Here is a 25,611-nt window from a genome sequence, read left to right as displayed (position 1 = left end):
GATACAGGGCCGGGCAGATTGGCTTTAGCCTCCTGCTGAATTTGAAGGCTTTCGCAAACAGGCTGGCTCCCACGGTGGTTCTCTGTGACGTATCCATTGTGGGAGCCTGCTCGCGAAGGCGTCCGCTCAGACGCCCATTAACTCAATCAACGCATCCACCTCAGCCGTTCCCGGCGAAGTCGCCGGCCCCCAGCGCGTTACTGCCAGCGCCGCTGCGGCATTCGCCCGGCGTGCAGCTTGCAGCGCAGGCAACCCTTGCGCCAAACCCGCGACGAACACTCCGGCATGCGCATCGCCGGCACCGTTGCTGTCGACCGCACGCACGTTGAAACCCGCTACCTGCTGCGTCACCGTGCCTTCGCCAATCCAGCAACCATTCGGGCCGTCGCGCACGACCAACAACGCGTCCGGCGACAACATGTCCCGCAAGCGTTGCAGCGCGTCAGCAATATTAGAGGTCCCGGTGAAACGCAGAGCCTCGACACTGTTGCTGGTCCACACGTCAATCCGTGGCAGGAGCGCTTGCATCAGCGGCGCATCCGGTGAATCCACCAGTGGTCCCGGATCGAACACCACACTGACTCCACTCCCCAGCGCCAACGTCCAGTCCACCAACGCCTGGGCCTTGCCACCGTGCAACAAACTGTAACCGCTGACGTAGGCAAAATCGCCCGCTTGCGTAGGCACACTGCCCAGGTCCGACGCACTCAGTTCGCCTTCGGCACCGATGTAGGAAATGAAGGTGCGCTCCGCCGTCGCTTCGGTGAGCGCCACGCACAAACCGGTGTCGCGTTCGCTGCTGTCGCCCAGGCCTATCTGGATGCCCTCGGCGCGCATCGCTTCGCGGGCCAGATCGCCGAAGCGTCCGGTGCCGTGGCGACCGAGATAGACCACGGGCAAACCGTTGCGTGCGGCAGCCGCCATCACGTTGAATCCGCCACCCGCTTCAAAGCTCGCGGACTGCGCCAGCACGTCGCCGCCGGAACTCGGCAATTTATCCACAGCCATGACCAGATCGATCATCACTTGGCCGGTGTGCAGCAATCTAGCCATGAGCGTTCTCGAGTTTGGCGGCGCGGCGATCACGGGCGCCGCCCAGCACCGCATATAAACCACCGGCTACCAGAAAGGTGACGATCCAGCCAAGGCCGTTGTGGCCCAACCAGGAGTCGGACAGAAACCCTTGGAACCAGACGTTCTCGGCAGTGGTGCCAATGGTGGTGAAGCTGAAGCCCAGGACAATCGCCACCGCCCACGCGCCGAACGCGCGCCACTCGACGCCGCCGTTGTACCAATAGGCACTGCTCGGGCTGACGTCCAGCAAGTCGGCGGGGCTGTAGTAATGACGATGGATCAGGTCGACCACGAAGATCCCGACCCACGCGGTGATCGGCACCGCCAGCAGGGAAATGAACGTGATGAACGGCCCGTAGAAGCTGTCGGCGATCAGCATGAAGTAAATCGAACCGGCGAAAATCGCCACGATGTCGACGACCACCGCGTACACGCGCTTGACCTTCAAACCCAGGGTCAGCGTGGTCAGGCCGGCGGAGTACACCGACAGATTGTTCGACAGCAGCAAGCCACCGAACGCGGTGATCAGGTACGGCACCGCCATCCACGTTGGCAGCATGTCGCGGATGGCGATGATCGGGTCAGTGGCTTGCGCCAAGTCGTCGTTGCCCACCGACAGCAAGCCGCCGAGGGTGATCAGCAACACCAGCGGAATCCCCGCGCCGAAAGCGGCCGAGGCTACCAGGCGCACGGCTTTGACGCTGCGGTGCTGGTAGCGCGACATGTCGGCACCAGCATTGGCCCAGCCGATACCAGTGCCGGCAGCCATGGTGCCAACGCCGATGATCATCGCGCTCAGCGGCGCCGGCGTAGCGTTGAACACCGCGCTCCAGTCAATGGTGGCACAGAGAAAGCCGCCCACCAGAATGTTCAGCGCGCCGAACACGTAGGTCGCCCACTTCTGGATCACCAGCAACGTCGCGTGGCCGAGGCCGGACACCGCCAAGGTCAGCAGGACGAAGATCGCGATAAAGATCAGGGTCAGCAGCGGCGCGCTCTTGGCTTCCACCGGCGAGCCAAACAGGATCGAACACAGCGACAGCAGCACAAACGCCGCCGTGGTGGTGTTGACGGTTTCCCAGCCCAGGCGTGACATCAACGAGACCAGCGTCGGGCCGATATTGCCGCGCACGCCGAAGATCGCCCGGGACAGGGTCAGGCTCGGCGCGCGACCGCGACGGCCGGCAATCGAGATGATCCCGACCACCGCGAACGACCCGGCGGCGCCGAGAATGGCGACGATGACCGCCTGCCAGATGGCCAGGCCGCGGAAAGCCACCAGCGTGGCGCCCAGCGGCAGGCCGAGGATGGAAATGTTGGCCGCGAACCAGACCCAGAACAGTTGCAGCGGATGGCCATTGCACTCCGCTTCCGGCACCGGCTCGATGCCGCGGGTTTCCAGTTGCCCGGCGCTCTGCCCGGCGTTTGATGAACTCATGAAAATGCTCCTGTTGCCATTTTTGTGGTTGTGGGCAATGACGGAAAACGACTCTATAGCCCGACCGTCCTGGCCAGGTGTGTGCGTTCCATTGCGGGTGAAAAATTCAAACGTATCGATGATCAATTGTGGCGAGTGAACTGGCTGCCGCTGGGCTGCGAAGCGGGCCAAAACATCTCACGGCTCACGAATTTTCAGGAGTGTTTCGCCCTCCAGCGGGAGCAAGCTCCCTCGCCACAAGCCGCCCGCTCGCCACAACGGCTGAGACTCGCGCTGTACCTGTGGGAGCGAGCCTGCTCGCGAAGGCTTCAGTGGCTTTAGCGAAGTGCCAACAGCCCCTGCACCAACGGCTCAAGCTCCAGTTTATTAACGGCTTTAACCTGCTCGATCATCACTGCCGGCCAGCACTCCAGCCCCAGGCAGGCCCCGAGCATGGCGCCGAGGATCGCGGCGATGGTGTCGGTGTCGCCGCCGAGGCTGGCGGCCATGCACAGCGCTTCGAAGGCGTTCAGTTCACCGATCGCCACTTGCTGCGCCAGGGCGAACGAAACCACTACTGATTCCTGCGACGCCACCGAAGTGCCGATCACGTCGTAGAGCAAATCCGCGAGCATGGCTTTGTCACTGTCGACGCTGATGGTCCGCGCCCAACTGATGCGCGAAGCGATGCGGCCACCGGCGATCCAGTGGCCATGGCGTTCGGCGTGTTGCGCAAACTGTTGGCCGAGGTTCAGGGCCTCGCCGAGGTCCATGCCGTTGATCCCGGCCGAGACCACCGCCGCCACCGCCGCCGCACTGGAGATGCCCAGCGTGGTGTTGTGGGTGACTTGGCAGGCTTGCACTACGGCATTAATGAAGGTGTCCGCTTGCGCCACGTCGGCGGCGATGCCTACTGGCGTGATGCGCATGGCCGCGCCATTCGTCGTGCCGTAGCGCCCCGCTTCTTCCGGCGAATGGCCGGCGAGAATCATCTCGATTGCCCGTTTGGTCGACGGCCCGAGCAGATCCTGCGAGCCCTTGGCCTGCATCTCGGCTTCCCAGGCGATCAAGGCCTGGGCCAGTACCGAAGGTTCGATCCGGCCGTTACCGTCCACCAGCAACTGGCCGACCAGGATCGCCTGCTCGGTATCGTCGGTGATCGAGCCTTTGGGCATGTTGGCGGCGATTGGCTGATCGGGGCCGGCGTCTTCCAGCGCAGTGATTTCACCAAAGCGCGCCTTGATTTGCTCACGGCTCAGGGATTGCGTCGGCATGCCCAGCGCATCGCCCAAGGCCAAACCATAAAACGCGCCCAGGGCGCGGTCGAGGGCGGTCATTTCGAAGCTCCAAACTGCAGGTGCAGGCGAAAGTGCACGGGGTCGAGCAGGCTTTCGACCTGTTCCATGAATCGATCATTACGGTCGTATGTGGTGCGCAGCGCCTTGAGGAACACCGTGCCTTCCGGTCGCCCGAGCAACTCGGCATCGACGGCATTCAAGGGCTCGGCGCCGATCCACTGATCGCCGCGCTCGCCGACGTAGCCATAGGCCGCAAGGGTGATGGTCAGCGAGTTATCGATCAGCCCGACCCGCGGCAGGCTCTCGAGACCGCCGGTGGCGGGCATCAACGAACGTTCGAGGGACACCAGCGTGCCGTCATTGGCGCGACGGCGGCGGTCAAGAGTGATGAACTGGTCGGTGCCGAAACGGGCGATCAGGTCCGGTCGAGTCACCGCCTCTAGGCGCAGAACCTCGGTATTGACCAGTGCCCCGCTGTCGGCCAGGGCTTGCGCCCAACCGCTGCGCTGGTCGAGGACCATACCGTCGAACGTGACGATCGAACCGACCCCGCTTTGCGTGGCGATGTAATTGCGCCGCTTCAGCTCGGCCAGGGCTTCACGCAGCGTGCCGCGGCTGACCTTGAATTCCTGCGCCAACTGATGCTCGCCCGGCAGCAGAAAGCCGTCCTCCATGAGACCGCTTTCAATGCGTCGGATCAGTTCGTCGACCACCCGTTGTTTCTTGTCAAATCGTACCTGTCTAATCATGTACAAAGAGATAACCGAAACAAGGTCGAGTGGGCAAGGTATTTTTCAGGGAGATGACAGGAGGACAACGAACTGTGGCGAGGGAGCTTGCTCCCGCTCGAGTGCGCAGCACTCGCAAAATCCTTGATCAGAGCAAAGATTTCGGGACTGCTGCGCAGCCCAGCGGGAGCAAGCTCCCTCGCCACAAAAGCGGGTGTGTCAGCGCTGTTTCAGGCGGTCAATCACCACGGCCAGCAACAGGATCGAACCGCGAATGACATACTGATAAAAGGTGTCGATGTTTTTCAGGTTCATCGCGTTTTCGATGATCGCCAGAATCAGTACCCCGGCGATGACATGCCGAATCATGCCGATGCCGCCGCTCAGCGACACACCGCCCAGCACGCAAGCCGAAATTACCGTCAGCTCGAAACCCTGACCGATCATCGGTTGGCCCGAAGTCATGCGCGACGCGAGGATAACCCCGGCCAGTGCCCCCACCACACCGTGCACGGCGAAGATCATGATCTTGGTACGGTCGACATTGACCCCCGCCAGCAGCGCCGCTTCCTGGTTGCCGCCGATGGCCATGGTGTTGCGGCCGTAGGTGGTGTAGTTCAGCAGCCAGCCAAAGAACAGGAAGCACACGATGGTGATGAGGATCGGCACCGGCACACCAAACAGCTGGCCGTTGCCGAACACAAAGAACGACTCCTGGGACACGCCAACCGCTTTGCCGTTGGCGAAAATATAGGCCAGGCCACGGACGATCTGCATGGTCGCCAGCGTGGTAATCAACGCATTGACCCGCAGCTTGGCGATCACAATGCCATTGATCAGGCCAACGATCAGACCCATCGCCAGCGCCGCGCTGACGCCCAGAAACACACTGTTGGTGTCGCGCATCACCACCGCCGCTACCACGCCGGCGCAGGCGATGACCGAACCCACCGACAAGTCGAAGTGCCCGGACGCCAGGCAGTAAAGCATGGTGCAGGCGGCGATGCCGGTGGTGGAAATCGCCAGGCCCAGGCCGCGCATGTTCAGCGGCGAGAGGAAGTTGTCGATCATCAAGGTGCACAGCACGAAGATGCCGATGGCGGCCAGCAGCATGACCCAATCGTCGAGGAACCGGCGCAGGTCCAGCGGTTTGCGCGGGGTCGGCAGGGCATTGTTTTGCGTTGTCATAGTCACCTCTTCAGTTCGCCGCGCCAGCGGCGCGTTGGCGCGGCAAAGCCAGTTGCAGCAGGTTGGATTCGTTCGCCTGTTCGCGGCTCAGCTCGCCGCGCATCGCCCCTTCACACAGCACCAGGATGCGGTCGGAAATGCCCATCACTTCCATCAGGTCGCTGGACACCACGATCACCGCGATGCCGCTGGCGGCCAGGTTGTGGATGATCTGGTAGATCTCGGCCTTGGCACCGATATCGATGCCTCGGGTCGGTTCGTCGAGCAACAGGACCTTCATCGGCATCGACAGCCAGCGCCCGAGAATCGCCTTCTGCTGGTTGCCGCCGGACAGGTACATGATTTTCTGCGCGGCGCTGGGGGTCTTCACTTTCAGCGCACTGATCTGCTTGTCGGCGTTGTTCTTTTCCCACAGGCCACGCAGCAGGCAACCGAAGGTGGAATGCGCGGGGCGCGCACTGATGTTGATGTTCTCGGCGACGCTGGAGAGCGGCATGATGCCCTCCTTCTTGCGGTCCTCGGGACACAGCAGAATGCCGGCAGCGATGGCATCGCGGGGCGAGCGCAGCTTCAGCTCATGGCCGCGCAATTCAAGGCGTCCGGCGGTGTTGCGTTCGAGGCCGCTGAGCAAGCGGAACAACTCGGTGCGACCGGCGCCCACCAGGCCGAACAGCCCGAGGATTTCACCCTTGTGCACCTCGAAACTCACCGGCTCGCGCAGGCCAGGGCCGAGCAAGCCGTCGACTTTCAACGCCACCGCGCCACGCTGGCGGCTGCGGTAATCGTAGATGTCCTGGATGTCGCGGCCGACCATGCAGGTGACCAACTGGTCGTGGGTCAGCTCGCTCATGTCTTCGAACGTGCGCACGTAGCGACCGTCCTTGAACACGGTCACGGCGTTGCAGATGCGGAACACTTCTTCCATGCGGTGCGAGACATACAGCACCACTTTGCCTTCGTCGCGCAGGCGGCCGATGATCGCCATCAAGCGATCGATCTCCCGCGCCGAGAGGCTGCTGGTCGGTTCGTCGAAAGCGATCACATGCGCACCACGGGACAGCGCCTTGGCGATTTCCACCAATTGCCGCTGGCCGAGGGACAGCCGCCCGACTTTTTCCTGCGGATCGATTTCATCCGCCAAACCTTTGAGGCAGTCCAGCGCTTGCTGGCGCAAGGCGCCGCGCTTGACCAAGCCGAAGGTGGCGGGCAAGTGGCCGAGGAACAGGTTCTCGGCCACGGTCATTTCCGGCACCAGGTGCAATTCCTGGTGAATCACCGCCACGCCGCTGGCAATGCTGTCGGCGGTGGACCTGAACGCCACGACGCGGTCGCCAATCTGCAATTCGCCGCTGCTGGGAATGTAAGCGCCGCCGAGGATTTTCAGCAGCGTGGATTTGCCGGCGCCGTTCTCACCCATCAAGGCGTGGACCTGCCCCGGATGGGCGACGAAGCTGATGTTGTCCAGTGCCTTGACGCCGGGAAAGGTTTTGCCTATCCCGTTGAAGCGCAGGCTGGCGCCGCCGGTGTTTGCTTGTGTTGATACTTGCGCGTGCATAACCCACCTCATCACACAGATCGGGCGACCCCGTTGCCGGGGTCGCCGCTGAAATCAATCGGCTCTCAGTTCCACAGGCCGATCTTTTCCAGTTCCTGCTTGAAGTTGTCACGGGTGATCAGGGTCACGTCGTCCATGGCGGTGTACTTGGCTGGCTCCTTACCCGTGGTGATCCAGTCGTACATCATTTCCGCGGTTTTATAGCCTTCGATGTGCGGGCTAGGCAGCATCGAGCCGAAGAAGCCGCTGTTGGGCTTTTTCAGTTCGCCAATGGCATCGGTGCCGTTGATGCCGATACCGATCACGTTAGTCGCGGCAAACCCGGCTGCTTCAGTGGCGCGAACGCCGCCCAGCACGGTGTTGTCGTTCATGCCGCCGATGATCAGGTTTTTCGCCGCGCCCGGCAGTCTCACCAGGGCCGAGTTGGTCGAGTCCATGCTGCCCGGTACGTCCAGGGTTTTCAGCGCCGCTTTGAGAATGTGATCGTCCGGCAGGCCGGCTTTTTTCAAGGCGTCGATGGAACCGTCGGTGCGTTTTTTGCCGGTGTCCAGTTCTTCAAAGGTGTTGACTACCGCGTAGGTATCTTTCCAGTCCCAGTTGCGCTTCTTCGCTTCGGCGACCATGGCATTGCCTTGTTTCTGGCCGACTTCAAACGCCGCCATGCCCAGATACGGCACGTCTTCCATGAACTTGCCGCTGGCGTCGACGAACCGGTCGTCCACGGCGATGACTTTCAGGTCGTTGAGTTTGGCTTTGGCCATGATCGCCGGGCCGAGGGACACGTCCGGCGGGCAGATCACAAAGCCCTTGGCGCCGTTAGCCGCCAGGCTGTCGATCGCCGAGAGGGTTTTCTCGCCGTCAGGCACGGCAATCTTGATCAGTTCGAAGCCTTTGTCTTTGGCGGCTTTTTCGGCGAAGGCCCATTCGGTCTGGAACCACGGCTCTTCCGCCTGTTTGACCAAAAAGCCGATTTTTACTTTGTCGGCTGCCAGCAGCGAAGCGCTGAGGCTGACCGCGGTAACCGCCAAAGCGGCACAAGCCAGGGAACGGATCCCACGACGACGATTCATAGCTCACTCCTTGTTCTTATTGAGAGTTGTGAAAGCCTGGTACAGCTGGATCAAACGGTTGAAACGGCAACTGCAATCAAATAGTCATATCGTATGATGATTGGATTTCAGACGGAGTTCCGCGCCTGAAACCTTGTTAATTCAGTCGTGGTACATCACCGAGCGGCCGCCATCGATCATGATGCAGGACGCGTTGATAAAGGGCGCTTCGTCACTGGCGAGGAACACCGCGGTCATCGCCACTTCCATTGGCTGGCCGATGCGGCGCGGCGGGTGCAGATCCAGCGCGCGCTGCCGCTCGGCGTGCGGGTCGGCAAACCCGTTCCAGTAGTCGACGTTGAGTTGAGTCTCGATGTAACCCGGCGCAATGGCGTTGACCCGCACGCCCTTGGCGGCGTACTCAATGCCCAAGGCACGGGTCAGGCCCAGCAAACCGTGTTTGGCCACGGGATACGGAAAACAGCCGGGAATGATGTGTGACGAATGGGTCGAGGCGATGTTGATGATGCTGCCAACGCCTTGCTCGATCATCTGTGGCAACACCGCTTTGCAGCCGAACCAGGCGCCGTCGAGGTCGATGGCGAAGCAACGGCGCCAGTCTTCCTCAGTCATTTGCAACGGATCGCGGAACACATTGACCCCGGCGCAATTGACCAGCACATCGATCCGCCCATGCCGCTCAACCGCGCGTTTGGCCAGCGCGTTCAGGTCGGCCTGGCAGGACACGTCAACCGGCAACGCCTGGACGTCCGCACCCTGCTCTCGCCATTTGGCGGCTACGCGTTCGACTTTGTCAGCTTGAATATCGCTGATCAGCAGCTTGGCTTGCTGGCTGGCGAATGCGGCGACGATCGCCTCGCCGATGCCTTGAGCGGCGCCGGTCAGCAGCACCACTTTGTTCTTTAGTCGCTCGCCGCGAATCGGCTCAGGCACCGGCGGCAACGAAAGCGCTTCAGCCATGAATCAAGCCTCTGTCCGCAGGCACGACGAAAACCGGGCATTACGGGAATGGCCGGTCGACCTACTGAATACAGGGGCGGAACAGGACAGGCGCAGAGAACCCTGGGCGCAAAAGCGACCCGGAGTCTGGCTGGCACACGGCAGTGCACGGGAATAACGTTGCATCACTTCACCTGTTTGTTTTTTTTAGTGTGAGTGCGTGTAACTGATGGGACCGACTATAAACCCGGCGCCCGATAAATCTCAATATATAATTTTACATCCCATATTTTGGGATTTAACCGGCAAATCTCGTACAGGGCTTTCCGACAACGTCCAGTTCGATTGCCAACACTGCGCCATCCAGCAGGTGTTTCTTCGGGCTGGCCGCACTGGTGATGTACAAGGTCTTCAGGTCCGGCCCGCCGAATACGCAACTGGTGGGGCGGCTGACCGGTAACTCGATCACTCGATCGACCTTACCCTCCGGGCTCAGGCGCAACAGGCAACTGCCGTCCCAGCGCGCGTTCCAGATAAAGCCTTCGGCGTCCATGGCCGAGCCGTCCGGGCCACCGCGCTGATCCGGCCCATACCAGACATACGCGGTGTCGAGGCTGCCGTCGGTGTTGATGAAATGCTGGTACAGCGTGCCGTCCAGGCTGTCGCCGAAGAACACTCGCGTGCCGTCGTCGCTCCACAGTAAGGTGTTGGGAATGCCAAGGTTGCGCAGCAGCGGCGTGACGCGCTTATCGGGGTCGATGCGGAACAGGCCACCGCTACGCCGCTCCGCGGGCAAGTCCTCGCCCTGCTCGCCGATGTTGTTCTGCATGGTCCCAAGCCACAGTCGTCCCTGCGCGTCGCAGCGGGCTTCATTGGCGCGGTTGCCCGGGTTCGGATCAGCGACGCAGAACAGCGTCAGGCGCGGCTCCAGGCCGGGCGAATCCAGATCCAGCCGATACACGCCACTGCTCAGGGTCACCAGCGCATCGCCACTGTCACAGGGGATGAACGCCGAGACGTGCTCCGGCATCTGCCAGATCTGCACGTTGGCGCCCTGCAGCCGCAGCGCCTGCTGGCCAATGATATCGACCCAGAACAGCGCTTGCGTCGCTTGATCCCAGAACGGGCCTTCGCCCAGTCCGGCCCGGTGTTCAGTGACTGCGGTCCACGTCATGCAACCTCCTGCGTGTTCTTATTGTTGAGTATCAGCCGGCTTTCTTGCTGGCCATGACTTGCGGATAGAACCGCTTGATGGCCAGGTCGGCATTATCAATCAGGGTCATGCAGGCCCACACCCCGCGCGCGGCGTCGCGGGCAGCGATAGCGTCAGCCATGTCTTTATGAATGGGTAAGGTGCGGCGCAGTTCATCCGGATCGGCCGCCGAGACTTCGAACGACACCGCCAGCAAGGCGCCGAGGGCCGGGACCATTTGTTCGATGAATTGATTGTGGCTGGCGGCCAGGATGCACTCGTGAAACGCCTGGTCGGCGCGGTTGTAATCAGCATCGCTGTCGACCGCGCGCTCCAACGCGTTGTACGCACGCTGCACGGCTTGCACCTGCTCGACCGTCGCCCGCTCGCAAGCCCAGCGTACGGCCATGGGTTCGATGGTGCGGCGCAGATCGAGCAAGTCGTCGACGAAATTTTCCGGCAACCCGCTGCGCGACAGCCAGCCCACCACTTGCGGGTCGAACAGGTTCCAGCGGCGCACCGGCAATACCCGCGTACCGACTTTCGGCCCAACTTCGAGCAGGCCTTTGGCGACCAGGGTTTTAATGGCTTCGCGGATGACGGTGCGGCTGACACCCAGTTGCTCACCGAGGTCGGCCTCGACCTTGATGGTTTCCCCCGGCCGCACGTGGCCGGCGGCGATCCAGCAGCCGAGCCAATCGACGGTAGACGCATGGAAACTGCTGGACATGAGCACCTCAAGGCGCGCGACGGTGGCCCACGCTAATCATCATACGATTGGGTGTCAATTTGATTTTCAGGAGTTGCAAAAACAAATGTGGGTTTTGCGGACTAAGGCTCAAGACCGATGCGGAAAAACTCGCCACTACTCCACACCCCCAGCCAACGCTGCCCATCGATCTCATGGCTGACCGCCAGTTCGACCAGCTGATAGAACACGTTGCGATGAATCAGCGCTTCGAGGTTGGTCCGTACATGCACGTAAGGCGCGGGCTCCTGGGTGACCGGGTCGATCACCACGCGGATCGGGTGCTCGGCGCCGGCCTCGGCGGTTTCTTCGACGTTAGTTGTAAAGCGCAACAGTTGCGCCTCGCCCTCGCCTTCCACCTCAACCGTCACCGCAACGAAGGGCGCGTCGTCGACCTTGATGCCGACTTTCTCCACCGGGGTGATCAGGAAGTAATCATCGCCGTCGCGGCGGATGATGGTGGAGAACAACTTGACCATCGGCTTGCGCCCGATCGGCGTGCCCAGGTAATACCAGGTGCCGTCGCGGGCGATGCGCATGTCGATGTCGCCGCAGAAATCCGGGTTCCACAAGTGCACCGGCGGCAGGCCTTTGGTCTTGGGGATTTGCCCCAGCAGGTCATTGGCTTTGTGCGCATCACTCATGGCGGACTTCCTCGATTACTGGTCGCTGATGCCCAACAGCGTACGCGCATATTGCTCCAGCGGCGGGCCCAGCAGGTCTTCTGGCTTGTTGTCGTGGAACGTCAGTAAACCGCCACGACTCTTGATGCGCGCAGTATCAATCAAATACTGGGTGCTGGTCTCGATCAACATCAATTGAATCACACCACTGTCGATGCCGAGGCGGTCAACGTGTTCCTGATCGAGCCATTCATCCGAGTTGCCGATGCGGTCATCGGCTTTGGCGAAACGGGTGTACAGCAAGTAATGCGCGCCGACCGCACGGGCTTCGCCCATGGCCTGATCGAGGCCTTCGGGGCCACGGGCGCGGCGGACCATCGGGAAATATTCGATAAAACCGTTGAACGCCTCTTCGGCCACCACGTTCGGTCGCGGATAGGCACTGCCCGGCGGGGCAAAAGCGCCTTGGGCTATGTAGATAAACGAGTCTGGCTGAATGCGCAGGTTATTCACCCGACGGCTGTCACTATGATCCAGCAACCCCGCGTCGCTCATGTGGTAGCGAACGCCCTCTCCCATGTCGCTGACATTCATGCAGCCACCAAGCGCCATCACGGCCAGCAGCAAAACCAGGCTACGCATCCTACCCTCCAGAAGCCGGTGACGGAAAACCGGCGAATGGGCGTTGGATGCAGCTTCCGCGCCAGACCCGTGATTCAGTCCTCAACTGTAGCAAGGGAATGCATGGAGCTTTAGCCGCCGATGATCTTCATAACCGTCGCGCCCCCGGAGAACGCCACCTCCTGCTTGTCGCCCAAGGCTTTGACCAGCAGCCTTTGCAGCGCCGGTAGCGCCTGGTGACGCGGCTTGTCCAGCAGATCGCCGACATAGTGACGATTGCTCGACGACAGGCAACCATGCAGCCAACCGGTGGACGATAAACGCAACCGCGAGCACGTCCGGCAAAATGGCACGCTTTCGTTGGCGATTACCCCGAAGTGGCCGTGGCCGGGAATTTCGTAGCGGACCGCCGTGGCGTCAACCGGCGCGTTGGCTTGCAGGTATTCGTAGCGCTCGCCAATCAGGCTGAGCAATTGTTGAAGACTGACAAACTGCTGCAGGAAGGCATTCGAATCGCTGGCCAGATGGCCCATGCGCATCAGCTCGATGAAGCGCAACTCGTAGCCGCGTTCCAGGCAGTAGTCGAGCAGCGGCATCACCTGGTCGAGGTTCTGCCCGCGCAACGGGACCATGTTGACCTTGATCTTCAGGCCGGCCGCGTGGGCCTGGTCCATGCCGTCGAGCACTGTCGCCAGGTCGCCACCACGGGCAATGCTGCGAAAGGCGCCAGGCTCGAGGGTATCGAGGGAGACGTTGATGCGGCGGATGCCGGCGTCCACCAGCAGCGGGAGTTTTTTCGCCAGCAGTTGGCCGTTGGTGGTCAGGCTGATGTCCGCCAGCCCCATCTGCCCGACCGCGCCCATGAAGGCTTCAAGCTTGGGGCTGACCAGCGGCTCACCGCCGGTAATGCGCAAGCGCTCGATCCCGGCCGCCTCGATCAGGTAGGCCACGCCACGCGCCATGGCGTCGGCCGACAACTCGTCCTGCGCCGCCACCAACCGCTTGCCGTTGGGCACGCAGTAGGTACAGGCATAGTTGCAGGCGGAAGTCAGGCTAATGCGCAGATTACGAAAACGCCTGCCTTGACGGTCAACGATCATGGAATGCTCCGGCGGAAGAGGTTCGAACCCGCAAAACTTGACTGAGAAATCAAGTTTTAGCAAGTCCTAAGCCTGAGTATATTCCTGGGTCACTGCGCCATGTTGTGAATTCACGTGGTGAATCCACGGCGCAGTCGAACACGCATGACTCAGCTGGTGGGCGTGTCGGTGTCGCGCTTGCGCTTGTTGCCCATGCGCACGCCGATGTCCATCAGGAACTGGAAGAAGCCTTCCTGATCTTCCAGCACGTTGCTCCAGAATGGCGAGTGATACAGCGCCACCGCGCCGTGCACCAGCGCCCAGGACGCGCAGTAGTGAAAGTATGGCGGCACGTCTTCCAGCTTGCCTTCGCTGATGCGACCCTTGATCAGCAGGGTCAGCCGTTCGAAGTTAGAAGCACGGATCTTGTGCAACTCCTCGACCATTTCCGGCACCTGGTTGCCCTTGACTACCTTCTCTTCGAGGCGGTCGAACAAGCGGTAGCGCTGCGGGTCACGCATGCGGAACTCAAAGTAAGCGCGGGAAAGCGCCTCCTTGTCCTTGTCGACGTCCGCCGAATGCAGCAACTCGTTCAAATCACGCTCGTAATCGAGCATCAGGCGCAGATAGATTTCTGCCTTGGATTTGAAGTGCTTGTAGATCGTGCCTTTGCCGATACCCACGGCATCCGCAATCATCTCGACGGTGACACTGTCTTCACCCAGGTCGAGGAACAGCTTGAGCGCGGTGTCGAGAATTTCTTGCTCGCGGCGACGAAACTCACGGACCTTACGAGGTTCTTTGTGCATAAGAAAAGGTCTGTAGGGGTCAAAATTCGAAGCCGCGTATTATGCCTAACTTGCGGCAAAATGCACGGATCATCCGCGCATTCCTGTGTTTCTTCACTCATTCGCCCGTGAAGTGCCTGGGCTGGATTTGCTGTTCAAAGCACCGCGAGAGCGCTGCAGGCCCCGCACAGCGGCAATGAGAACTCAACCGAAGCGCGCGTATTCCAAAATTGTTTAAAAACCGACCCGGCTAAACTGGACTCATTCCGATCCTGATCAATACTTGAACTGTCGGTGTGACATCTCCCCCAAGTGTCTAGCCGATAAAGGTACCAACGGACCGCGTGCCTTTGTTTTACTCCTAATGGTCTTAACCCGGATTCACCCCCCAGAACCCGGGTTTTTTTTGCCTGCGATTCAGCCTTTTACATGGGCCAGCGGAAACAATCGACAAAAGTTTTCTGTGGTCTGCTCGGCAAAGCGCTCGTAGGGCTCACCGCGCAACATTGCCAGAAATTCCGCTACTTCGCGGACGTACTGCGGCAGGTTGGGTTTGCCGCGATACGGGATCGGCGCCAGGTACGGTGAGTCGGTTTCCACCAATAAACGGTCGGCCGGCACTTTGCTCGCCACATCACGCAGCGCATCGGCGTTGCGGAAGGTGACGATGCCCGACAGAGAAATGTAATAACCCATGTCCAAGGCAGCCTTGGCCATGTCCCAGTCTTCGGTGAAGCAGTGCAGTACGCCGGCCTGGGGCAACGCCGCTTCCCGCAGCAATTGCAAGGTATCGGCCCGTGCGCCGCGGGTATGGATGATCACCGGTTTACCGGTCTGCTGCGCCGCTTGCAGGTGCAGGCGGAACGATTGCTGCTGCAACTCGGCGGCTTCTGGCTCGTAGTGATAGTCGAGGCCGGTTTCACCGATCGCCACCACCCGTGGATGGTCGAGTTCGCGCAGCAGCCAGTCCAATGCAGGGGCTCCGCCGGGCTGGACGTCCAGCGGATGCACGCCGACAGAGCAGTCGACGTCGTCGTAGCGCTCGGCCAGCGCCTTCACATCCGCGGCGTTGTCGGCGCTGACGCCGATGCATAGAAAATGGCCGACGCCGCGCTCGCGGGCCGCCTGCAGCGCGGCGTCCAGGGAGCCGTCGTGGGCGGCGAGGTCGAGTCGATCAAGGTGGCAATGCGAATCTACAAGCATAAGGGGCAGCAACTACATCGTATGGGTAGGACGGTCGGACTTAAGCGCTCCGGCCAAGTGGGTTTCGATTCGGCTGCGTGCGGTGTTGTCGCCATCGTTGAACTGTACGCCGACGCCGGCGGCGCGGTTACCTTGCGCGCCTTTGGGGGTGATCCAGGCGACTTTGCCGGCGACCGGGACTTTCTCCGCGTCGTCCATCAGGTTCAGCAGCATGAACACCTCATCGCCCAATTTGTAGCTCTTGTTGGTCGGGATGAACAGGCCGCCGTTCTTGATGAAGGGCATGTAGGCCGCGTACAGCACCGACTTGTCCTTGATGGTCAGGGACAGGATGCCGTTGCGCGGCCCCGAGTTGAGGGGTTCATTCATGCTGACCTCCGCTGTAATACGCCAAGTCCAGACGCCGCCGATTATCGCTGGGCCGGCAAACCGGCCCACTGCACCAGCAGCGCTTCGAGCAACAGCACGCGATTGAGGTTGGCCTTGCTCAGCACCTTCTGGCGCTGGGCGAGAATCCAGTCCTGAATCTCCAACACTTTAGCCTGTGTGGTTTTCTGCGCCAGGTATTGCACCACCTTACGCATGTCCGTCAGGCCCAGGCCATTTTCGTCCTGGGTCAATTGATAGCGCAGGATCAGGCTCGACCAGTCGCAGAACCAGTCGAACAACAACAATAACGGGATCGCGTTCCAGCCTTCGGCCAATTGGGTCGGCGACATTTGTTGCTTGAGCAACTTTTTCACGCCTTCGACCACCAGCACGCGCTGCTCAGTGACCCCTTGCGTATGCAGTTTCAGCGCCGCCAGGGGCGAGCCGGCCGCCAAGGTCAGCAACTCGACGCGCTCGTCTTCGCTGCTGTCTGGCAATGCCGTGGCCAGCCATTGCAGGCTCATGGCTTCACTTGGCAGCGGACAGGCCTGCTGCACGCAACGGCTCTTGATGGTCGGCAGCAAGCGGCTGGTCTGGTGGCTGACCAGCAACAGCACGGTATCGCCAGACGGCTCTTCAAGGCTTTTGAGCAAGGCGTTGGCGGCATTGATGTTCATCGACTCGACCGGCTCGATCAGCACCACTTTGCGCCCACCCAACTGCGCGGTCTGCACCACGAAGCTGACCAGTTCGCGCACTTGGTCAACCTTGATCGCCTTGTCCGCTTCTTCCGGTTCGAGAATGTAGTTGTCCGGGTGGCTGCCGGCCTTGAGCAGATGACAGGATTTGCACTCGCCGCAGGCATCCAGGCCCACCGGACGCTGGCACAGCAGCCGCGCCATCAGCCGTTCGGCCAACGCACGCTTGCCGATGCCCATCGGCCCGTGGAGCAAATAGGCATGGGCATGCTGCGTGCGACCCGCGAGGGTCTGCCACAGGCTGTCTTGCCACGGATAGGCCTCAGCCACGGGCACGCTCCAACAGGCGCGGCAGCAAGGCGTCCAGCGCCTGTTGCACTTGCACCAACGGCTGGGCGGCATCCACCAGCAGGTAACGCTGCGGATCAGCAGCGGCGCGGGCGAGGAATGCCGCGCGCACCGCTTCGAAGAATGCCCGGCCTTCCAGTTCGAAGCGATCCAGCCGACCTCGCGCCGTGGCGCGGGCCAGGCCAACGTCCACCGGCAAATCGAAAATCAGCGTCAGGTCCGGGCGCAAGTCGCCCTGGACAAAGGTTTCCAGGGTCGCGATACGCTCCAGCGACAGGCCGCGGCCGCCGCCCTGGTAGGCGTAAGTGGAATCGGTGAAACGGTCACACAGCACCACCGCGCCCCGGGCCAGCGCCGGGCGGATCACCTCGGCCAGGTGTTGCGCGCGCGCGGCGAACACCAGCAGCAACTCGGCGTCGGGGTTCATGACTTCGTCCACCGGGGCCAGCAACACGTCGCGGATGCGCTCGGCCAGCGGTGTACCGCCCGGTTCGCGGGTCAGCAGCACCTCGATACCGGCGGCGCGCAGGCGCTCGGCCAGGTACTCGCGATTGGTGCTCTTGCCCGCGCCTTCCGGGCCTTCCAGGGTAATAAACAAGCCAGTCACAGGCAGTCCTTAGTCAGAAATCATTGCGGGCTTTGCGGAGCATCGGCCGGCGGCTCGGCATCCGGCGCTGCAGGTTCTGGGGCGGGCTCTTGCGGCGCCGGTTGCGGCAGCGCTTCTGGCGCTGGGTCGGGCGATGCCGCCGGAATCACTGCCGGCGCGACACTCGGTGCCGGGCTGGAGCGGTAATCGGCACGCCGCTTGAGCTGGTATTCGCGCACGGCCGCGTTATGCGCATCGAGATCGTCGGAGAACACATGACTGCCGTCGCCACGGGCCACGAAATACAGACTGTTGCCGGAAACCGGGTTAAGCGCCGCATGGATCGCTTCACGGCCGACCATTGCAATCGGTGTCGGTGGCAGGCCGGCGATCACGTAAGTGTTGTAAGGCGTCGGTTCCTTAAGGTGCGCGCGGGTCAGTTTGCCGCTGTAGCGGTCACCGAGGCCGTAGATCACCGTCGGGTCGGTTTGAAGCAGCATGCCCAGAGCCAGACGCCGCACGAACACCCCGGCTATCTCCCCACGTTCCTGCGGCACGCCGGTTTCTTTCTCGACCAGCGACGCCATGATCAAGGCCTGGTACGGATCGGTATAGGGCGCATCGGCGGCGCGTTTTTCCCATTCCTTGGCCAGCACGTCGTCGAGGCGATCGTAGGCTTTCTTCAGCAGTTCGACATCGGACATGCCGCGCACGAAGCGATAGGTGTCAGGGAAAAACCGCCCCTCCGGGAACACGCCGTCGTGTCCGAGCTTACTCATCACCTCGGCATCACTGGCGCCATTGAGGGTCTGTTCAAGCTTTTCGGCCTTGGCCAGCGCGGCGCGGACTTGATGGAAGTTCCAGCCTTCGACCAGGGTCACGCTGTATTGCACCACTTCGCCACGCTTCCACACATCGATCAAGCCGTCGACCGTCATGCCGGGCAGCAGGCGGTATTCACCACTGTGCAAGGGTTGGCCGGCAAGATTGAAGCGCCAGTAAACACGCAACCAGAAGGCGTCCTTGATCACACCTCTCGTCTGCATGCGGTTGAACGTCCCGGTCGGCGTCGAGCCTTCGGGCACATCGAGCAAGGCTTGCTCGGCGATGTTCAGCGGCTGATGCAGCGCCGAATCGATCTTCCAGGCGGAAAAGGCCCCCAGCAGCCCTGCCAGAACCAATCCGGTTTCCAGCAGCACCAACAATTTACGTCTCACGAATCAAACATCCAGTAGCGCGCGGGCAAGGGTTTGGAGTTTACGGGTGACTGGCCCAACCGGCCAGCCCAGCGCCGCGTAAGCACGCACCGGCCAGACGCCGTACACGCTGTTGCAGACAAAAACTTCATCGGCCCATTGCAGTTGCTCAAGGCTGATGTCGGTGATGTGGGGGTTGATTCCAAGCGCCGGAGCCTGGTCCAGCAGCTCGGCACGCATTACACCGGCGACGCCGCAACGCTTTAGATCGGCGGTGATCAGCACGCCATCGCGTACCAGGAACAGATTGCTGAACACGCCTTCAATGACACGTCCGGTCTGATCCAGCATCAAGCCTTCGGCGTGCTCACTGTCGCGCCACTCGGCACGGGCGAGCACTTGCTCAAGTCGGTTGAGGTGCTTGATGCCTGCCAGCAGCGGTTGTGTGGACAGGCGCGTGGTGCAGGGAAACAGGCGAACACCCTGCTCGGCATGCGCAACAGGATAAGCGGCGGGCGGATTGCCTTGCAGAATGCGACGAGGCGCCGCCGAGGGATCGCTGGCGTAACCGCGGAGGCTGTCGCCGCGCGTCAGGATCAGCTTGAGCACGCCGTCGCCCAGGGCATCGGCGTAGGCCAGCAATTCGGCACGGATCACCCCGTGATCGGCCGCAATCGCCAAGCGCCGACAGCCTTCGGCCAGACGCGATAAGTGGCGGTCCAGCAACAACGGCTGGCCGCCGCGCACGGCGATGGTCTCGAACAGACCATCGCCGTAAGCCAGGCCGCGGTCTTTCAGCGACAGAACGTCAGCCGGTTGACCGTCGACCCAGCTGTCCATCAACCGGCGAACCGACGGAAGACCAGCGAGCCGTTGGTCCCGCCGAACCCGAAGGAGTTCGACAGCACCACGTCGATGTCCATTTCCCGCGCGGTGTGCGGCACGAAGTCGAGATCGCAGCCTTCGTCCGGCTCGTCGAGGTTGATGGTCGGCGGAGCAACTTGGCTGTTGATTGCCAGCACGCTGAAGATCGCCTCGACCGCGCCCGCCGCACCCAACAGGTGGCCGGTCATGGATTTGGTCGAACTGACGGCAAGCTTGTAGGCTTGTTCGCCGAATACTGACTTGATGGCGCTGGCTTCGGCGAGATCACCCGCCGAAGTCGACGTACCGTGGGCATTGACGTATTGCACCTGGTCGACGTTGAGCTTGGCGTCACGCAGGGCATTGGTGATGCAGCGCGCCGCACCAGCGCCGTCGGCGGGTGGCGAGGTCATGTGGAACGCATCGCCACTGGTACCGAAGCCAATCAGTTCGGCGTAGATGGTCGCCCCGCGCGCCTTGGCGTGCTCCAGCTCTTCGAGTACCAGCGCACCGGCACCGTCGGACAGCACGAAGCCGTCACGGCCCTTGTCCCAAGGACGGCTGGCGCGGGTCGGTTCATCGTTGCGGGTGGACAGCGCGCGGGAGGCACCGAAGCCGCCCATGCCGAGGCCACAGGCGGCCATTTCTGCGCCGCCGGCAATCATCACGTCGGCTTCGTCGTACATGATGTTGCGCGCCGCCATGCCGATGCAGTGCGTACCGGTGGTGCAAGCGGTGGAGATGGCGTAGTTGGGGCCCTGCGCACCGAGGTGAATGGACAGGAAGCCGGAAATCATATTGATGATCGAGCCCGGCACGAAGAACGGAGAAATCCGTCGTGGGCCCGAGTCGTGCAACGTGCGGCTGGTTTCTTCGATGTTGGTCAGACCGCCAATCCCAGAACCCATGGCCACGCCGATGCGCTCTCGGTTGGCGTCGGTGACTTCCAGGCCGGCATTACGCACCGCCTGAAACCCGGCCGCCAGGCCGTATTGAATGAACAGGTCGAGCTTGCGCGCTTCCTTGACCGACAGGTATTCCTCGACATTGAAGCCCTTTACCGAGCCGCCAAAACGGGTGGAATAGGCAGAAAGGTCGGTGTGTTCGATCAGACCAATGCCACTGCGGCCAGCCAGAATGCCCTGCCAGCTGCTCGGCACATCCGTACCCAGTGGCGACAACATACCCATACCGGTGACTACGACGCGTCTACGCGACACAGCACTCTCCTTTTTTCAAATGACGACTTTGCATCAGGCCTAAAGAAAAAACCGCACGCCATGATGGCAGTGCGGTTTTTCCATGACAGCTAACAACGATTACAAACTATTACGCCTGGTGGGCAGTAACGTAATCGATAGCAGCTTGTACAGTAGTGATCTTCTCAGCTTCTTCGTCAGGGATTTCGGTCTCGAATTCCTCTTCCAGAGCCATCACCAGCTCAACGGTGTCAAGGGAGTCGGCACCCAGGTCTTCAACGAAGGAAGCGCTGTTGATCACTTCTTCTTCTTTAACGCCCAGTTGCTCGGCAACGATTTTCTTGACGCGCTCTTCGATGGTGCTCATACCTTGTTTTCACTCCTAATGGACAAATTCAGGCAGCTGGCCAGTGGGTAAGTGTATAGAAAGACTTTTCAGCTTTTCAACTGAAAGCTTCACTCCTCAGACCCTGCGACCCTCTGCCTACAAATAGATTGCAGCTTTATAACGGATTTTAGACAGCTCGTATGACATTTTTTTGAAGCAATCCGTCACATTGAATTACATGTACATCCCGCCGTTCACGGGGATTGTAGCCCCAGTCACGTAAGCCGCACCGTCCGATGCAAGAAAAGCGACCACTGAAGCGATCTCTTGCGCTTGTCCCAGACGACCCAGCGGAATTTGTGTCTGCATTGCTTGACGCTGTGCCTCGGGCAACTCGCGGGTCATGTCGGTATCGATGAACCCTGGGGTCACCGAGTTTACCGTAATCGACCGCGAGCCAACTTCACGCGCCAGTGCACGGCTGAAACCCTCCAGACCGGCCTTGGCGGCGGCGTAGTTTACTTGGCCTGCGTTGCCCATGGCACCCACTACGGAGCCAATACTGATAATTCGCCCCCAACGCGCCTTGGTCATGCCGCGCAGAACGCCCTTGGACAGGCGGAACAGACTGTTCAGGTTGGTATCAACGACATCATGCCATTCGTCATCTTTCATGCGCATCATCAGATTATCGCGAGTGATGCCGGCGTTATTCACCAGGATCGCCGGCGCACCGAACTGTTCCTGGATGCTCGCCAGTACCGCGGCAACCGATTCGTCGCTGGTGACGTTGAGCTCCAGGCCAGTGCCTTGAATGCCGTTTTCCTTCAGGGTCGCGGCAATCGCCTCAGCGCCCTTGGGGGAGGTGGCAGTACCCACGACGATCGCACCCTGACGACCCAGCTCCAGGGCGATGGCCTGGCCAATGCCGCGGCTCGCACCAGTGACCAGTGCAACTTTACCTTGCAGACTCATGCAAGCTTCTCCTGATTCAGGCCAGCGCCGCACGCGCAGCGGCGAAGGCGTCTGGGGTGTTGAGGTTGGAAGTCGACACGCCTTCGGCGCAGCGCTTGTTCAGACCGGCCAGGACTTTGCCTGGACCGCATTCGACCAACTGGGTCGCGCCTTGGGCGGCCAGGGTCTGCACCGATTCGACCCAGCGAACCGGCTTGTAGAGTTGTTCCAGCAAGTCACGCTTGAGGGTTTCCAGATCCGCCGGCACCGCAGCGCTGACGTTCTGCACCACTGGAATCTGCGGCGCCTGCCAGTTGATCGCGGCAATCGACTCGGCAAAGCGTTCGGCGGCCGGACGCATCAGTTCGCAGTGCGACGGCACCGACACCGGCAACGGCATCGCGCGCTTGGCGCCACGGGCCTTACAGCCTTCGATGGCGCGTTCCACGGCAGCCTTGGCTCCGGCAATCACTACTTGGCCAGGGGAATTGAAATTGACCGCACTGACCACTTCGCCCTGCGCGGCTTCGGCGCAGGCGGCGAGCACGTCGGCGTCTTCCAGACCAAGGATCGCGGCCATGCCGCCCTGCCCGGCCGGAACGGCTTCCTGCATCAACTGGCCACGACGCTCGACCAATTGCACCGCATCGCCCAGGCTCAGGCTGCCGGCGGCGACCAGCGCGCTGTACTCACCCAGGCTGTGTCCCGCAACGTAGGCCGGACGCGCACCGCCTTCAGCCAGCCACAAGCGCCACAGAGCGATGGAGGCGGTCAGAATGGCCGGTTGGGTTTTATCGGTTTGATTGAGTTGCTCTTCCGGCCCTTGCTGGGTCAGTGCCCACAGGTCGTAACCCAGTGCATCGGAAGCTTCTTTGAATGTTTCGAGGATCAACGGATGTTGCGCGCCCAACTCGGCCAGCATGCCGAGGGACTGCGAACCCTGTCCTGGAAAGACGAATGCGAGGGAAGCAGACATGTAACAAGCCCCTAATGATCTTGTCGTCGGAGAATTAACGTCCGGGGGGACGCAAGAAACTGACAGTTGGATGGCCAATTGAACTGAGCGGTCACATTTAAGCATTGTCCGACGAAAACGCCTAAAGCAACAATTCCTCCAGCCGACCGTGAAGCCGCTGCGGGAGGTTTTCCTGAATCTCGATCACCGCGCGCTGGATCGCACTCTGAAAGCCTTGAGCGCCCGCCGAACCGTGGCTCTTGATCACAATGCCCTGCAAGCCGAGGAAGCTGGCCCCGTTGTGTCGCGCCGGAGCGAGGTCGGCCTGCAAGCGCCGCATCAGGGGCAAGGCCAGGGCGCCGACCGCGCGCGAAGCGAAATTCCGCTTGAACAGCGCCTCGATCCGCGCTGCGATCATGGTCGCCAGGCCTTCGCTGGATTTCAGCAGGATATTGCCGACAAATCCGTCACACACCACCACATCCGCTTCGCCCCGGTAGAGCCCGTCTCCCTCGACAAAACCGATGTAGTTGATGCCGCGCGCGCTCTGCAACAAGGTCGCCGCCAACTTGACCTGCTGGTTGCCCTTGATGTCTTCGGTGCCGATGTTCAGCAGCGCCACCCGTGGGCGGGCGATGCCCAGCGTCTGCGCCGCCACCGAGCCCATGACCGCGAACTGCAACAAATGCTCAGCCGTGCAATCAACGTTGGCGCCGAGGTCGAGCAACTGGCAATAGCCCTTTTGCGTCGGGATGGCCGCGACCATCGCCGGCCGGTCGATGCCCGGCAGGGTCTTGAGCACGAAGCGTGACAGCGCCATCAACGCGCCGGTGTTGCCGGCACTGACGCAGGCCTGGACCTTGCCGTCGCGCAACAGCTCCAGCGCCACGCGCATCGACGAATCCGGCTTGCCACGCAACGCCTGGGACGGTTTTTCATCCATGGCGATGGCTTCAGTCGCCGGAGTAATCGTCAGGCGCGCGCGTTCGGCAGCCGATTGGCCGGAGAGCAATTCTTCCAGGAGGGAGGGTTGACCGACAAGGGTCAGGTGCAGCGAGGGCGTAGCAGACAGGCAAGCAAGGCTGGCCTGAACAATGCTGCGGGGACCGAAGTCCCCGCCCATTGCGTCAATCGCGATGACTTGAGCGGACAAGTGATTACTCGTCAGCGCCCTTGTCGATCACTTTACGGCCACGGTATACGCCTTCTGGCGATACGTGGTGACGCAGGTGAACTTCACCGGTGGTTTTTTCTACAGACAGGGTGCTTGCCTCGAGAGCATCGTGCGAACGACGCATGTCACGGGCGGAGCGGGATTTTTTGTTCTGCTGAACAGCCATAATTGATTAACTCCTAAACGTTTGGGTCACGCTTTAACTGCGCCAATACACTGAACGGGTTGGACCGCGTTACCTCGTCCTCGCTCGGTTCGGGCTCATCTGCTCCCGCCGGCTGCTGGCATTCTTCCGGATGATGAGCAGGCACAATGGGCAAGGCGAGCAGAAGCTCTTCCTCGATCAGTGACTGCAGATCCAATGGATCTTCGCCCAGTTCCAGCACGTCATAACCTTTCGGCAACGACTGGGTATTCGCACCCTCCTTCACCACAGCATAACTGCATTCGCTGTGGATCGGCAGGGTGACCAGCTCAAGACAACGCTGGCAAACCATTTTGACTTCGGTGTCGATAAAGCTGTGGATAACCACAGACTTACGTTCATCTCGTTCAAAAACGAATTTGGCCTGCACCGTACCGACATCGTCGGAAAGCGGGTCGCAGAGTCTCTTCAAATCGGCCAGCAGCAGTTCACCTTGAAGGGTGGTGCCACGGTCAGCCAATTTGCGCGGGTCAACGTGAGGTGGAATCGGGTCATTCAACATAGGCGCAGCATTATAGGGATGCACCCGCCCATGTCAAAGGAAATTCAGCCCTGTCCGTCACTTGCAAGGCTGGCTAGAATTCGCGCTTGTCTCCGGGAGAGCCCCATGCTGCCTTTATTACTCGCCTCAAGCTCTGTTTATCGCCGCGAATTACTGGCGCGCCTGCGATTGCCGTTCATCTGCGCCTCTCCGGATATCGACGAAAGCCACCACCAGGGCGAGTCCGCCGTCGAGCTGGTGAAACGCCTGGCCGAGCAGAAAGCCCGCGCCCTCGCCGAGCGCCATCCTGACCATCTGATCATCGGCTCCGACCAGGTCGCGGTGCTCGGCGAGCGCATCATTGGCAAACCGCACACCTTCGAGAAGGCCCGCGAGCAGCTGCTGGCCGCCAGCGGCGCCAGCGTGACCTTCCTCACCGGTCTGGCATTGCTCAACAGCCAGACGGACACCTGCCAGGTCGATTGTGTGCCGTTCACCGTACACATGCGACCGCTGGACGCTGCGACCATCGAACGCTACCTGCGCGCCGAACAGCCCTACGATTGCGCCGGCAGTTTCAAGGCCGAAGGCCTCGGTGTGACTCTGTTCCAGCGCACCGAAGGCCCGGACGCCACCAGCCTGGTCGGCCTGCCACTGATCCGCCTGGTCGACATGCTGCTGATCGAAGGCATCCAGGCACCCTGAATCGCAGTCGTTAAAAAGCCGGCCAC

General features: G+C 61.3%; 28 protein-coding genes. 1 reads left to right on the top strand and 27 read right to left on the bottom strand.

Features of this window, described 5'->3' with window-relative positions:
- Positions 1-126: 126 nt before the first annotated feature.
- The 27 genes from RG836_RS03400 to RG836_RS03270 all read right to left on the bottom strand — a co-directional run bounded on the left by RG836_RS03400 (position 127) and on the right by RG836_RS03270 (position 24,901).
- Complete coding sequence (locus RG836_RS03400) at positions 127-1,053, bottom strand: PfkB family carbohydrate kinase (RefSeq protein ID WP_310843208.1); 927 nt, start codon at positions 1,051-1,053, stop codon at positions 127-129.
- Positions 1,046-2,512: a purine-cytosine permease family protein gene (locus RG836_RS03395; RefSeq protein ID WP_310843207.1), complete on the bottom strand. Its 1,467-nt coding sequence runs from the start codon at positions 2,510-2,512 to the stop codon at positions 1,046-1,048. The genes RG836_RS03400 and RG836_RS03395 overlap by 8 nt, the downstream gene beginning before the upstream one ends.
- A gap of 317 nt (positions 2,513-2,829) precedes the next feature.
- Positions 2,830-3,828, bottom strand: coding sequence for an ADP-ribosylglycohydrolase family protein (locus RG836_RS03390; protein ID WP_310843205.1), 999 nt, complete (start codon positions 3,826-3,828; stop codon positions 2,830-2,832).
- A complete protein-coding gene (locus RG836_RS03385) occupies positions 3,825-4,538 on the bottom strand; it encodes a GntR family transcriptional regulator (protein WP_310843203.1) in 714 nt (237 codons plus the stop codon). The genes RG836_RS03390 and RG836_RS03385 overlap by 4 nt, the downstream gene beginning before the upstream one ends.
- A 198-nt stretch (positions 4,539-4,736) precedes the next feature.
- The gene (gene araH, locus RG836_RS03380; protein WP_310843201.1) at positions 4,737-5,705 is read right to left on the bottom strand and encodes an L-arabinose ABC transporter permease AraH; all 969 of its coding nucleotides are present in this window, start codon (positions 5,703-5,705) and stop codon (positions 4,737-4,739) included.
- A 10-nt stretch (positions 5,706-5,715) separates the two neighbouring features.
- On the bottom strand, positions 5,716-7,260 hold the full coding sequence (gene araG, locus RG836_RS03375) for an L-arabinose ABC transporter ATP-binding protein AraG (RefSeq protein WP_310843200.1): 1,545 nt from the start codon (positions 7,258-7,260) through the stop codon (positions 5,716-5,718).
- Positions 7,261-7,325: 65 nt separating this feature from the next.
- Positions 7,326-8,330: a substrate-binding domain-containing protein gene (locus RG836_RS03370; RefSeq protein ID WP_310843199.1), complete on the bottom strand. Its 1,005-nt coding sequence runs from the start codon at positions 8,328-8,330 to the stop codon at positions 7,326-7,328.
- A 141-nt stretch (positions 8,331-8,471) separates the two neighbouring features.
- Positions 8,472-9,290: an SDR family oxidoreductase gene (locus tag RG836_RS03365; RefSeq protein ID WP_310843198.1), complete on the bottom strand. Its 819-nt coding sequence runs from the start codon at positions 9,288-9,290 to the stop codon at positions 8,472-8,474.
- Between the two features lie 277 nt (positions 9,291-9,567).
- A complete protein-coding gene (locus tag RG836_RS03360) occupies positions 9,568-10,443 on the bottom strand; it encodes an SMP-30/gluconolactonase/LRE family protein (protein ID WP_310843197.1) in 876 nt (291 codons plus the stop codon).
- Between the two features lie 31 nt (positions 10,444-10,474).
- Entirely contained in the window at positions 10,475-11,191 is a 717-nt protein-coding gene (locus RG836_RS03355; RefSeq protein WP_310843196.1) for a FadR/GntR family transcriptional regulator, read from the bottom strand.
- Positions 11,192-11,292: 101 nt separating this feature from the next.
- On the bottom strand, positions 11,293-11,853 hold the full coding sequence (locus RG836_RS03350) for a DUF1285 domain-containing protein (protein ID WP_310843194.1): 561 nt from the start codon (positions 11,851-11,853) through the stop codon (positions 11,293-11,295).
- Positions 11,854-11,868: 15 nt separating this feature from the next.
- The gene (locus tag RG836_RS03345) at positions 11,869-12,474 is read right to left on the bottom strand and encodes a DUF4823 domain-containing protein (RefSeq protein WP_310843192.1); all 606 of its coding nucleotides are present in this window, start codon (positions 12,472-12,474) and stop codon (positions 11,869-11,871) included.
- A 110-nt stretch (positions 12,475-12,584) separates the two neighbouring features.
- Positions 12,585-13,553, bottom strand: a complete 969-nt coding sequence (locus tag RG836_RS03340; RefSeq protein WP_310843190.1) for a GTP 3',8-cyclase MoaA — start codon at positions 13,551-13,553, stop codon at positions 12,585-12,587.
- 149 nt (positions 13,554-13,702) lie between these two features.
- Positions 13,703-14,341: a TetR/AcrR family transcriptional regulator gene (locus RG836_RS03335; protein WP_310843188.1), complete on the bottom strand. Its 639-nt coding sequence runs from the start codon at positions 14,339-14,341 to the stop codon at positions 13,703-13,705.
- A gap of 396 nt (positions 14,342-14,737) precedes the next feature.
- A complete protein-coding gene (locus RG836_RS03330) occupies positions 14,738-15,523 on the bottom strand; it encodes a TatD family hydrolase (protein WP_310843187.1) in 786 nt (261 codons plus the stop codon).
- Positions 15,524-15,535: 12 nt separating this feature from the next.
- Positions 15,536-15,892: a PilZ domain-containing protein gene (locus tag RG836_RS03325; RefSeq protein WP_310843186.1), complete on the bottom strand. Its 357-nt coding sequence runs from the start codon at positions 15,890-15,892 to the stop codon at positions 15,536-15,538.
- Positions 15,893-15,933: 41 nt separating this feature from the next.
- Positions 15,934-16,920: a DNA polymerase III subunit delta' gene (locus RG836_RS03320; RefSeq protein WP_310843184.1), complete on the bottom strand. Its 987-nt coding sequence runs from the start codon at positions 16,918-16,920 to the stop codon at positions 15,934-15,936.
- Complete coding sequence (gene tmk, locus RG836_RS03315; RefSeq protein ID WP_310843182.1) at positions 16,913-17,545, bottom strand: dTMP kinase; 633 nt, start codon at positions 17,543-17,545, stop codon at positions 16,913-16,915. The genes RG836_RS03320 and tmk overlap by 8 nt, the downstream gene beginning before the upstream one ends.
- A 20-nt stretch (positions 17,546-17,565) precedes the next feature.
- The gene (mltG, locus tag RG836_RS03310) at positions 17,566-18,741 is read right to left on the bottom strand and encodes an endolytic transglycosylase MltG (protein ID WP_310843181.1); all 1,176 of its coding nucleotides are present in this window, start codon (positions 18,739-18,741) and stop codon (positions 17,566-17,568) included.
- A 3-nt stretch (positions 18,742-18,744) separates the two neighbouring features.
- On the bottom strand, positions 18,745-19,560 hold the full coding sequence (pabC, locus tag RG836_RS03305; protein WP_310843180.1) for an aminodeoxychorismate lyase: 816 nt from the start codon (positions 19,558-19,560) through the stop codon (positions 18,745-18,747).
- Entirely contained in the window at positions 19,560-20,804 is a 1,245-nt protein-coding gene (gene fabF / locus RG836_RS03300; RefSeq protein WP_310843179.1) for a beta-ketoacyl-ACP synthase II, read from the bottom strand. Before fabF ends, pabC begins: the two co-directional genes overlap by 1 nt.
- Positions 20,805-20,913: 109 nt before the next feature.
- Complete coding sequence (gene acpP, locus RG836_RS03295) at positions 20,914-21,150, bottom strand: acyl carrier protein (protein ID WP_138814235.1); 237 nt, start codon at positions 21,148-21,150, stop codon at positions 20,914-20,916.
- A 195-nt stretch (positions 21,151-21,345) separates the two neighbouring features.
- Entirely contained in the window at positions 21,346-22,086 is a 741-nt protein-coding gene (gene fabG, locus RG836_RS03290; protein ID WP_310843177.1) for a 3-oxoacyl-ACP reductase FabG, read from the bottom strand.
- Between the two features lie 16 nt (positions 22,087-22,102).
- Positions 22,103-23,041 carry an ACP S-malonyltransferase gene (fabD, locus tag RG836_RS03285; protein ID WP_310843175.1) on the bottom strand — a complete coding sequence of 313 codons (939 nt, stop codon included), beginning with the start codon at positions 23,039-23,041 and terminating at the stop codon, positions 22,103-22,105.
- A 121-nt stretch (positions 23,042-23,162) separates the two neighbouring features.
- Positions 23,163-24,173 carry a phosphate acyltransferase PlsX gene (gene plsX, locus RG836_RS03280; protein ID WP_310843174.1) on the bottom strand — a complete coding sequence of 337 codons (1,011 nt, stop codon included), beginning with the start codon at positions 24,171-24,173 and terminating at the stop codon, positions 23,163-23,165.
- Positions 24,174-24,177: 4 nt separating this feature from the next.
- A complete protein-coding gene (rpmF, locus tag RG836_RS03275) occupies positions 24,178-24,360 on the bottom strand; it encodes a 50S ribosomal protein L32 (protein WP_003179396.1) in 183 nt (60 codons plus the stop codon).
- A gap of 13 nt (positions 24,361-24,373) precedes the next feature.
- Positions 24,374-24,901 (bottom strand): YceD family protein, encoded by a 528-nt coding sequence (locus tag RG836_RS03270; RefSeq protein ID WP_003204262.1) that lies wholly within the window; start codon positions 24,899-24,901, stop codon positions 24,374-24,376.
- A gap of 105 nt (positions 24,902-25,006) precedes the next feature.
- Between RG836_RS03270 and RG836_RS03265 the strand changes: the two genes are divergently transcribed.
- On the top strand, positions 25,007-25,585 hold the full coding sequence (locus tag RG836_RS03265) for a Maf family protein (RefSeq protein WP_310843170.1): 579 nt from the start codon (positions 25,007-25,009) through the stop codon (positions 25,583-25,585).
- The last annotated feature ends 26 nt before the right edge of the window (positions 25,586-25,611 follow it).

Source organism: Pseudomonas rhizozeae (assembly GCF_031583775.1).
In the GTDB taxonomy this organism is placed as follows: Bacteria; Pseudomonadota; Gammaproteobacteria; order Pseudomonadales; family Pseudomonadaceae; genus Aquipseudomonas.
The sequence above is the reverse complement of the archived record's forward strand: the minus strand, read 5'-3'. Positions and strand labels throughout refer to the sequence as shown.

Excerpts from the sequence above, each read along its gene's own strand:
- RG836_RS03345 (WP_310843192.1), bottom strand. The coding sequence starts at position 12,474 with ATGCGTAGCCTGGTTTTGCTGCTGGCCGTGATGGCGCTTGGTGGCTGC.
- RG836_RS03335 (WP_310843188.1), bottom strand. The coding sequence starts at position 14,341 with ATGCACAAAGAACCTCGTAAGGTCCGTGAGTTTCGTCGCCGCGAGCAA.
- fabG (WP_310843177.1), bottom strand. The coding sequence starts at position 22,086 with ATGAGTCTGCAAGGTAAAGTTGCACTGGTCACTGGTGCGAGCCGCGGC.
- RG836_RS03360 (WP_310843197.1), bottom strand. The coding sequence starts at position 10,443 with ATGACGTGGACCGCAGTCACTGAACACCGGGCCGGACTGGGCGAAGGC.
- rpmF (WP_003179396.1), bottom strand. The coding sequence starts at position 24,360 with ATGGCTGTTCAGCAGAACAAAAAATCCCGCTCCGCCCGTGACATGCGT.
- araH (WP_310843201.1), bottom strand. The coding sequence starts at position 5,705 with ATGACAACGCAAAACAATGCCCTGCCGACCCCGCGCAAACCGCTGGAC.
- RG836_RS03330 (WP_310843187.1), bottom strand. The coding sequence starts at position 15,523 with ATGCTTGTAGATTCGCATTGCCACCTTGATCGACTCGACCTCGCCGCC.
- RG836_RS03270 (WP_003204262.1), bottom strand. The coding sequence starts at position 24,901 with ATGTTGAATGACCCGATTCCACCTCACGTTGACCCGCGCAAATTGGCT.
- RG836_RS03400 (WP_310843208.1), bottom strand. The coding sequence starts at position 1,053 with ATGGCTAGATTGCTGCACACCGGCCAAGTGATGATCGATCTGGTCATG.
- RG836_RS03350 (WP_310843194.1), bottom strand. The coding sequence starts at position 11,853 with ATGAGTGATGCGCACAAAGCCAATGACCTGCTGGGGCAAATCCCCAAG.
- RG836_RS03365 (WP_310843198.1), bottom strand. The coding sequence starts at position 9,290 with ATGGCTGAAGCGCTTTCGTTGCCGCCGGTGCCTGAGCCGATTCGCGGC.
- pabC (WP_310843180.1), bottom strand. The coding sequence starts at position 19,560 with ATGGACAGCTGGGTCGACGGTCAACCGGCTGACGTTCTGTCGCTGAAA.
- RG836_RS03390 (WP_310843205.1), bottom strand. The coding sequence starts at position 3,828 with ATGACCGCCCTCGACCGCGCCCTGGGCGCGTTTTATGGTTTGGCCTTG.
- RG836_RS03355 (WP_310843196.1), bottom strand. The coding sequence starts at position 11,191 with ATGTCCAGCAGTTTCCATGCGTCTACCGTCGATTGGCTCGGCTGCTGG.
- RG836_RS03325 (WP_310843186.1), bottom strand. The coding sequence starts at position 15,892 with ATGAATGAACCCCTCAACTCGGGGCCGCGCAACGGCATCCTGTCCCTG.
- RG836_RS03340 (WP_310843190.1), bottom strand. The coding sequence starts at position 13,553 with ATGATCGTTGACCGTCAAGGCAGGCGTTTTCGTAATCTGCGCATTAGC.
- acpP (WP_138814235.1), bottom strand. The coding sequence starts at position 21,150 with ATGAGCACCATCGAAGAGCGCGTCAAGAAAATCGTTGCCGAGCAACTG.
- RG836_RS03385 (WP_310843203.1), bottom strand. The coding sequence starts at position 4,538 with ATGATTAGACAGGTACGATTTGACAAGAAACAACGGGTGGTCGACGAA.
- RG836_RS03395 (WP_310843207.1), bottom strand. The coding sequence starts at position 2,512 with ATGAGTTCATCAAACGCCGGGCAGAGCGCCGGGCAACTGGAAACCCGC.
- RG836_RS03370 (WP_310843199.1), bottom strand. The coding sequence starts at position 8,330 with ATGAATCGTCGTCGTGGGATCCGTTCCCTGGCTTGTGCCGCTTTGGCG.
- araG (WP_310843200.1), bottom strand. The coding sequence starts at position 7,260 with ATGCACGCGCAAGTATCAACACAAGCAAACACCGGCGGCGCCAGCCTG.
- RG836_RS03265 (WP_310843170.1), top strand. The coding sequence starts at position 25,007 with ATGCTGCCTTTATTACTCGCCTCAAGCTCTGTTTATCGCCGCGAATTA.
- fabD (WP_310843175.1), bottom strand. The coding sequence starts at position 23,041 with ATGTCTGCTTCCCTCGCATTCGTCTTTCCAGGACAGGGTTCGCAGTCC.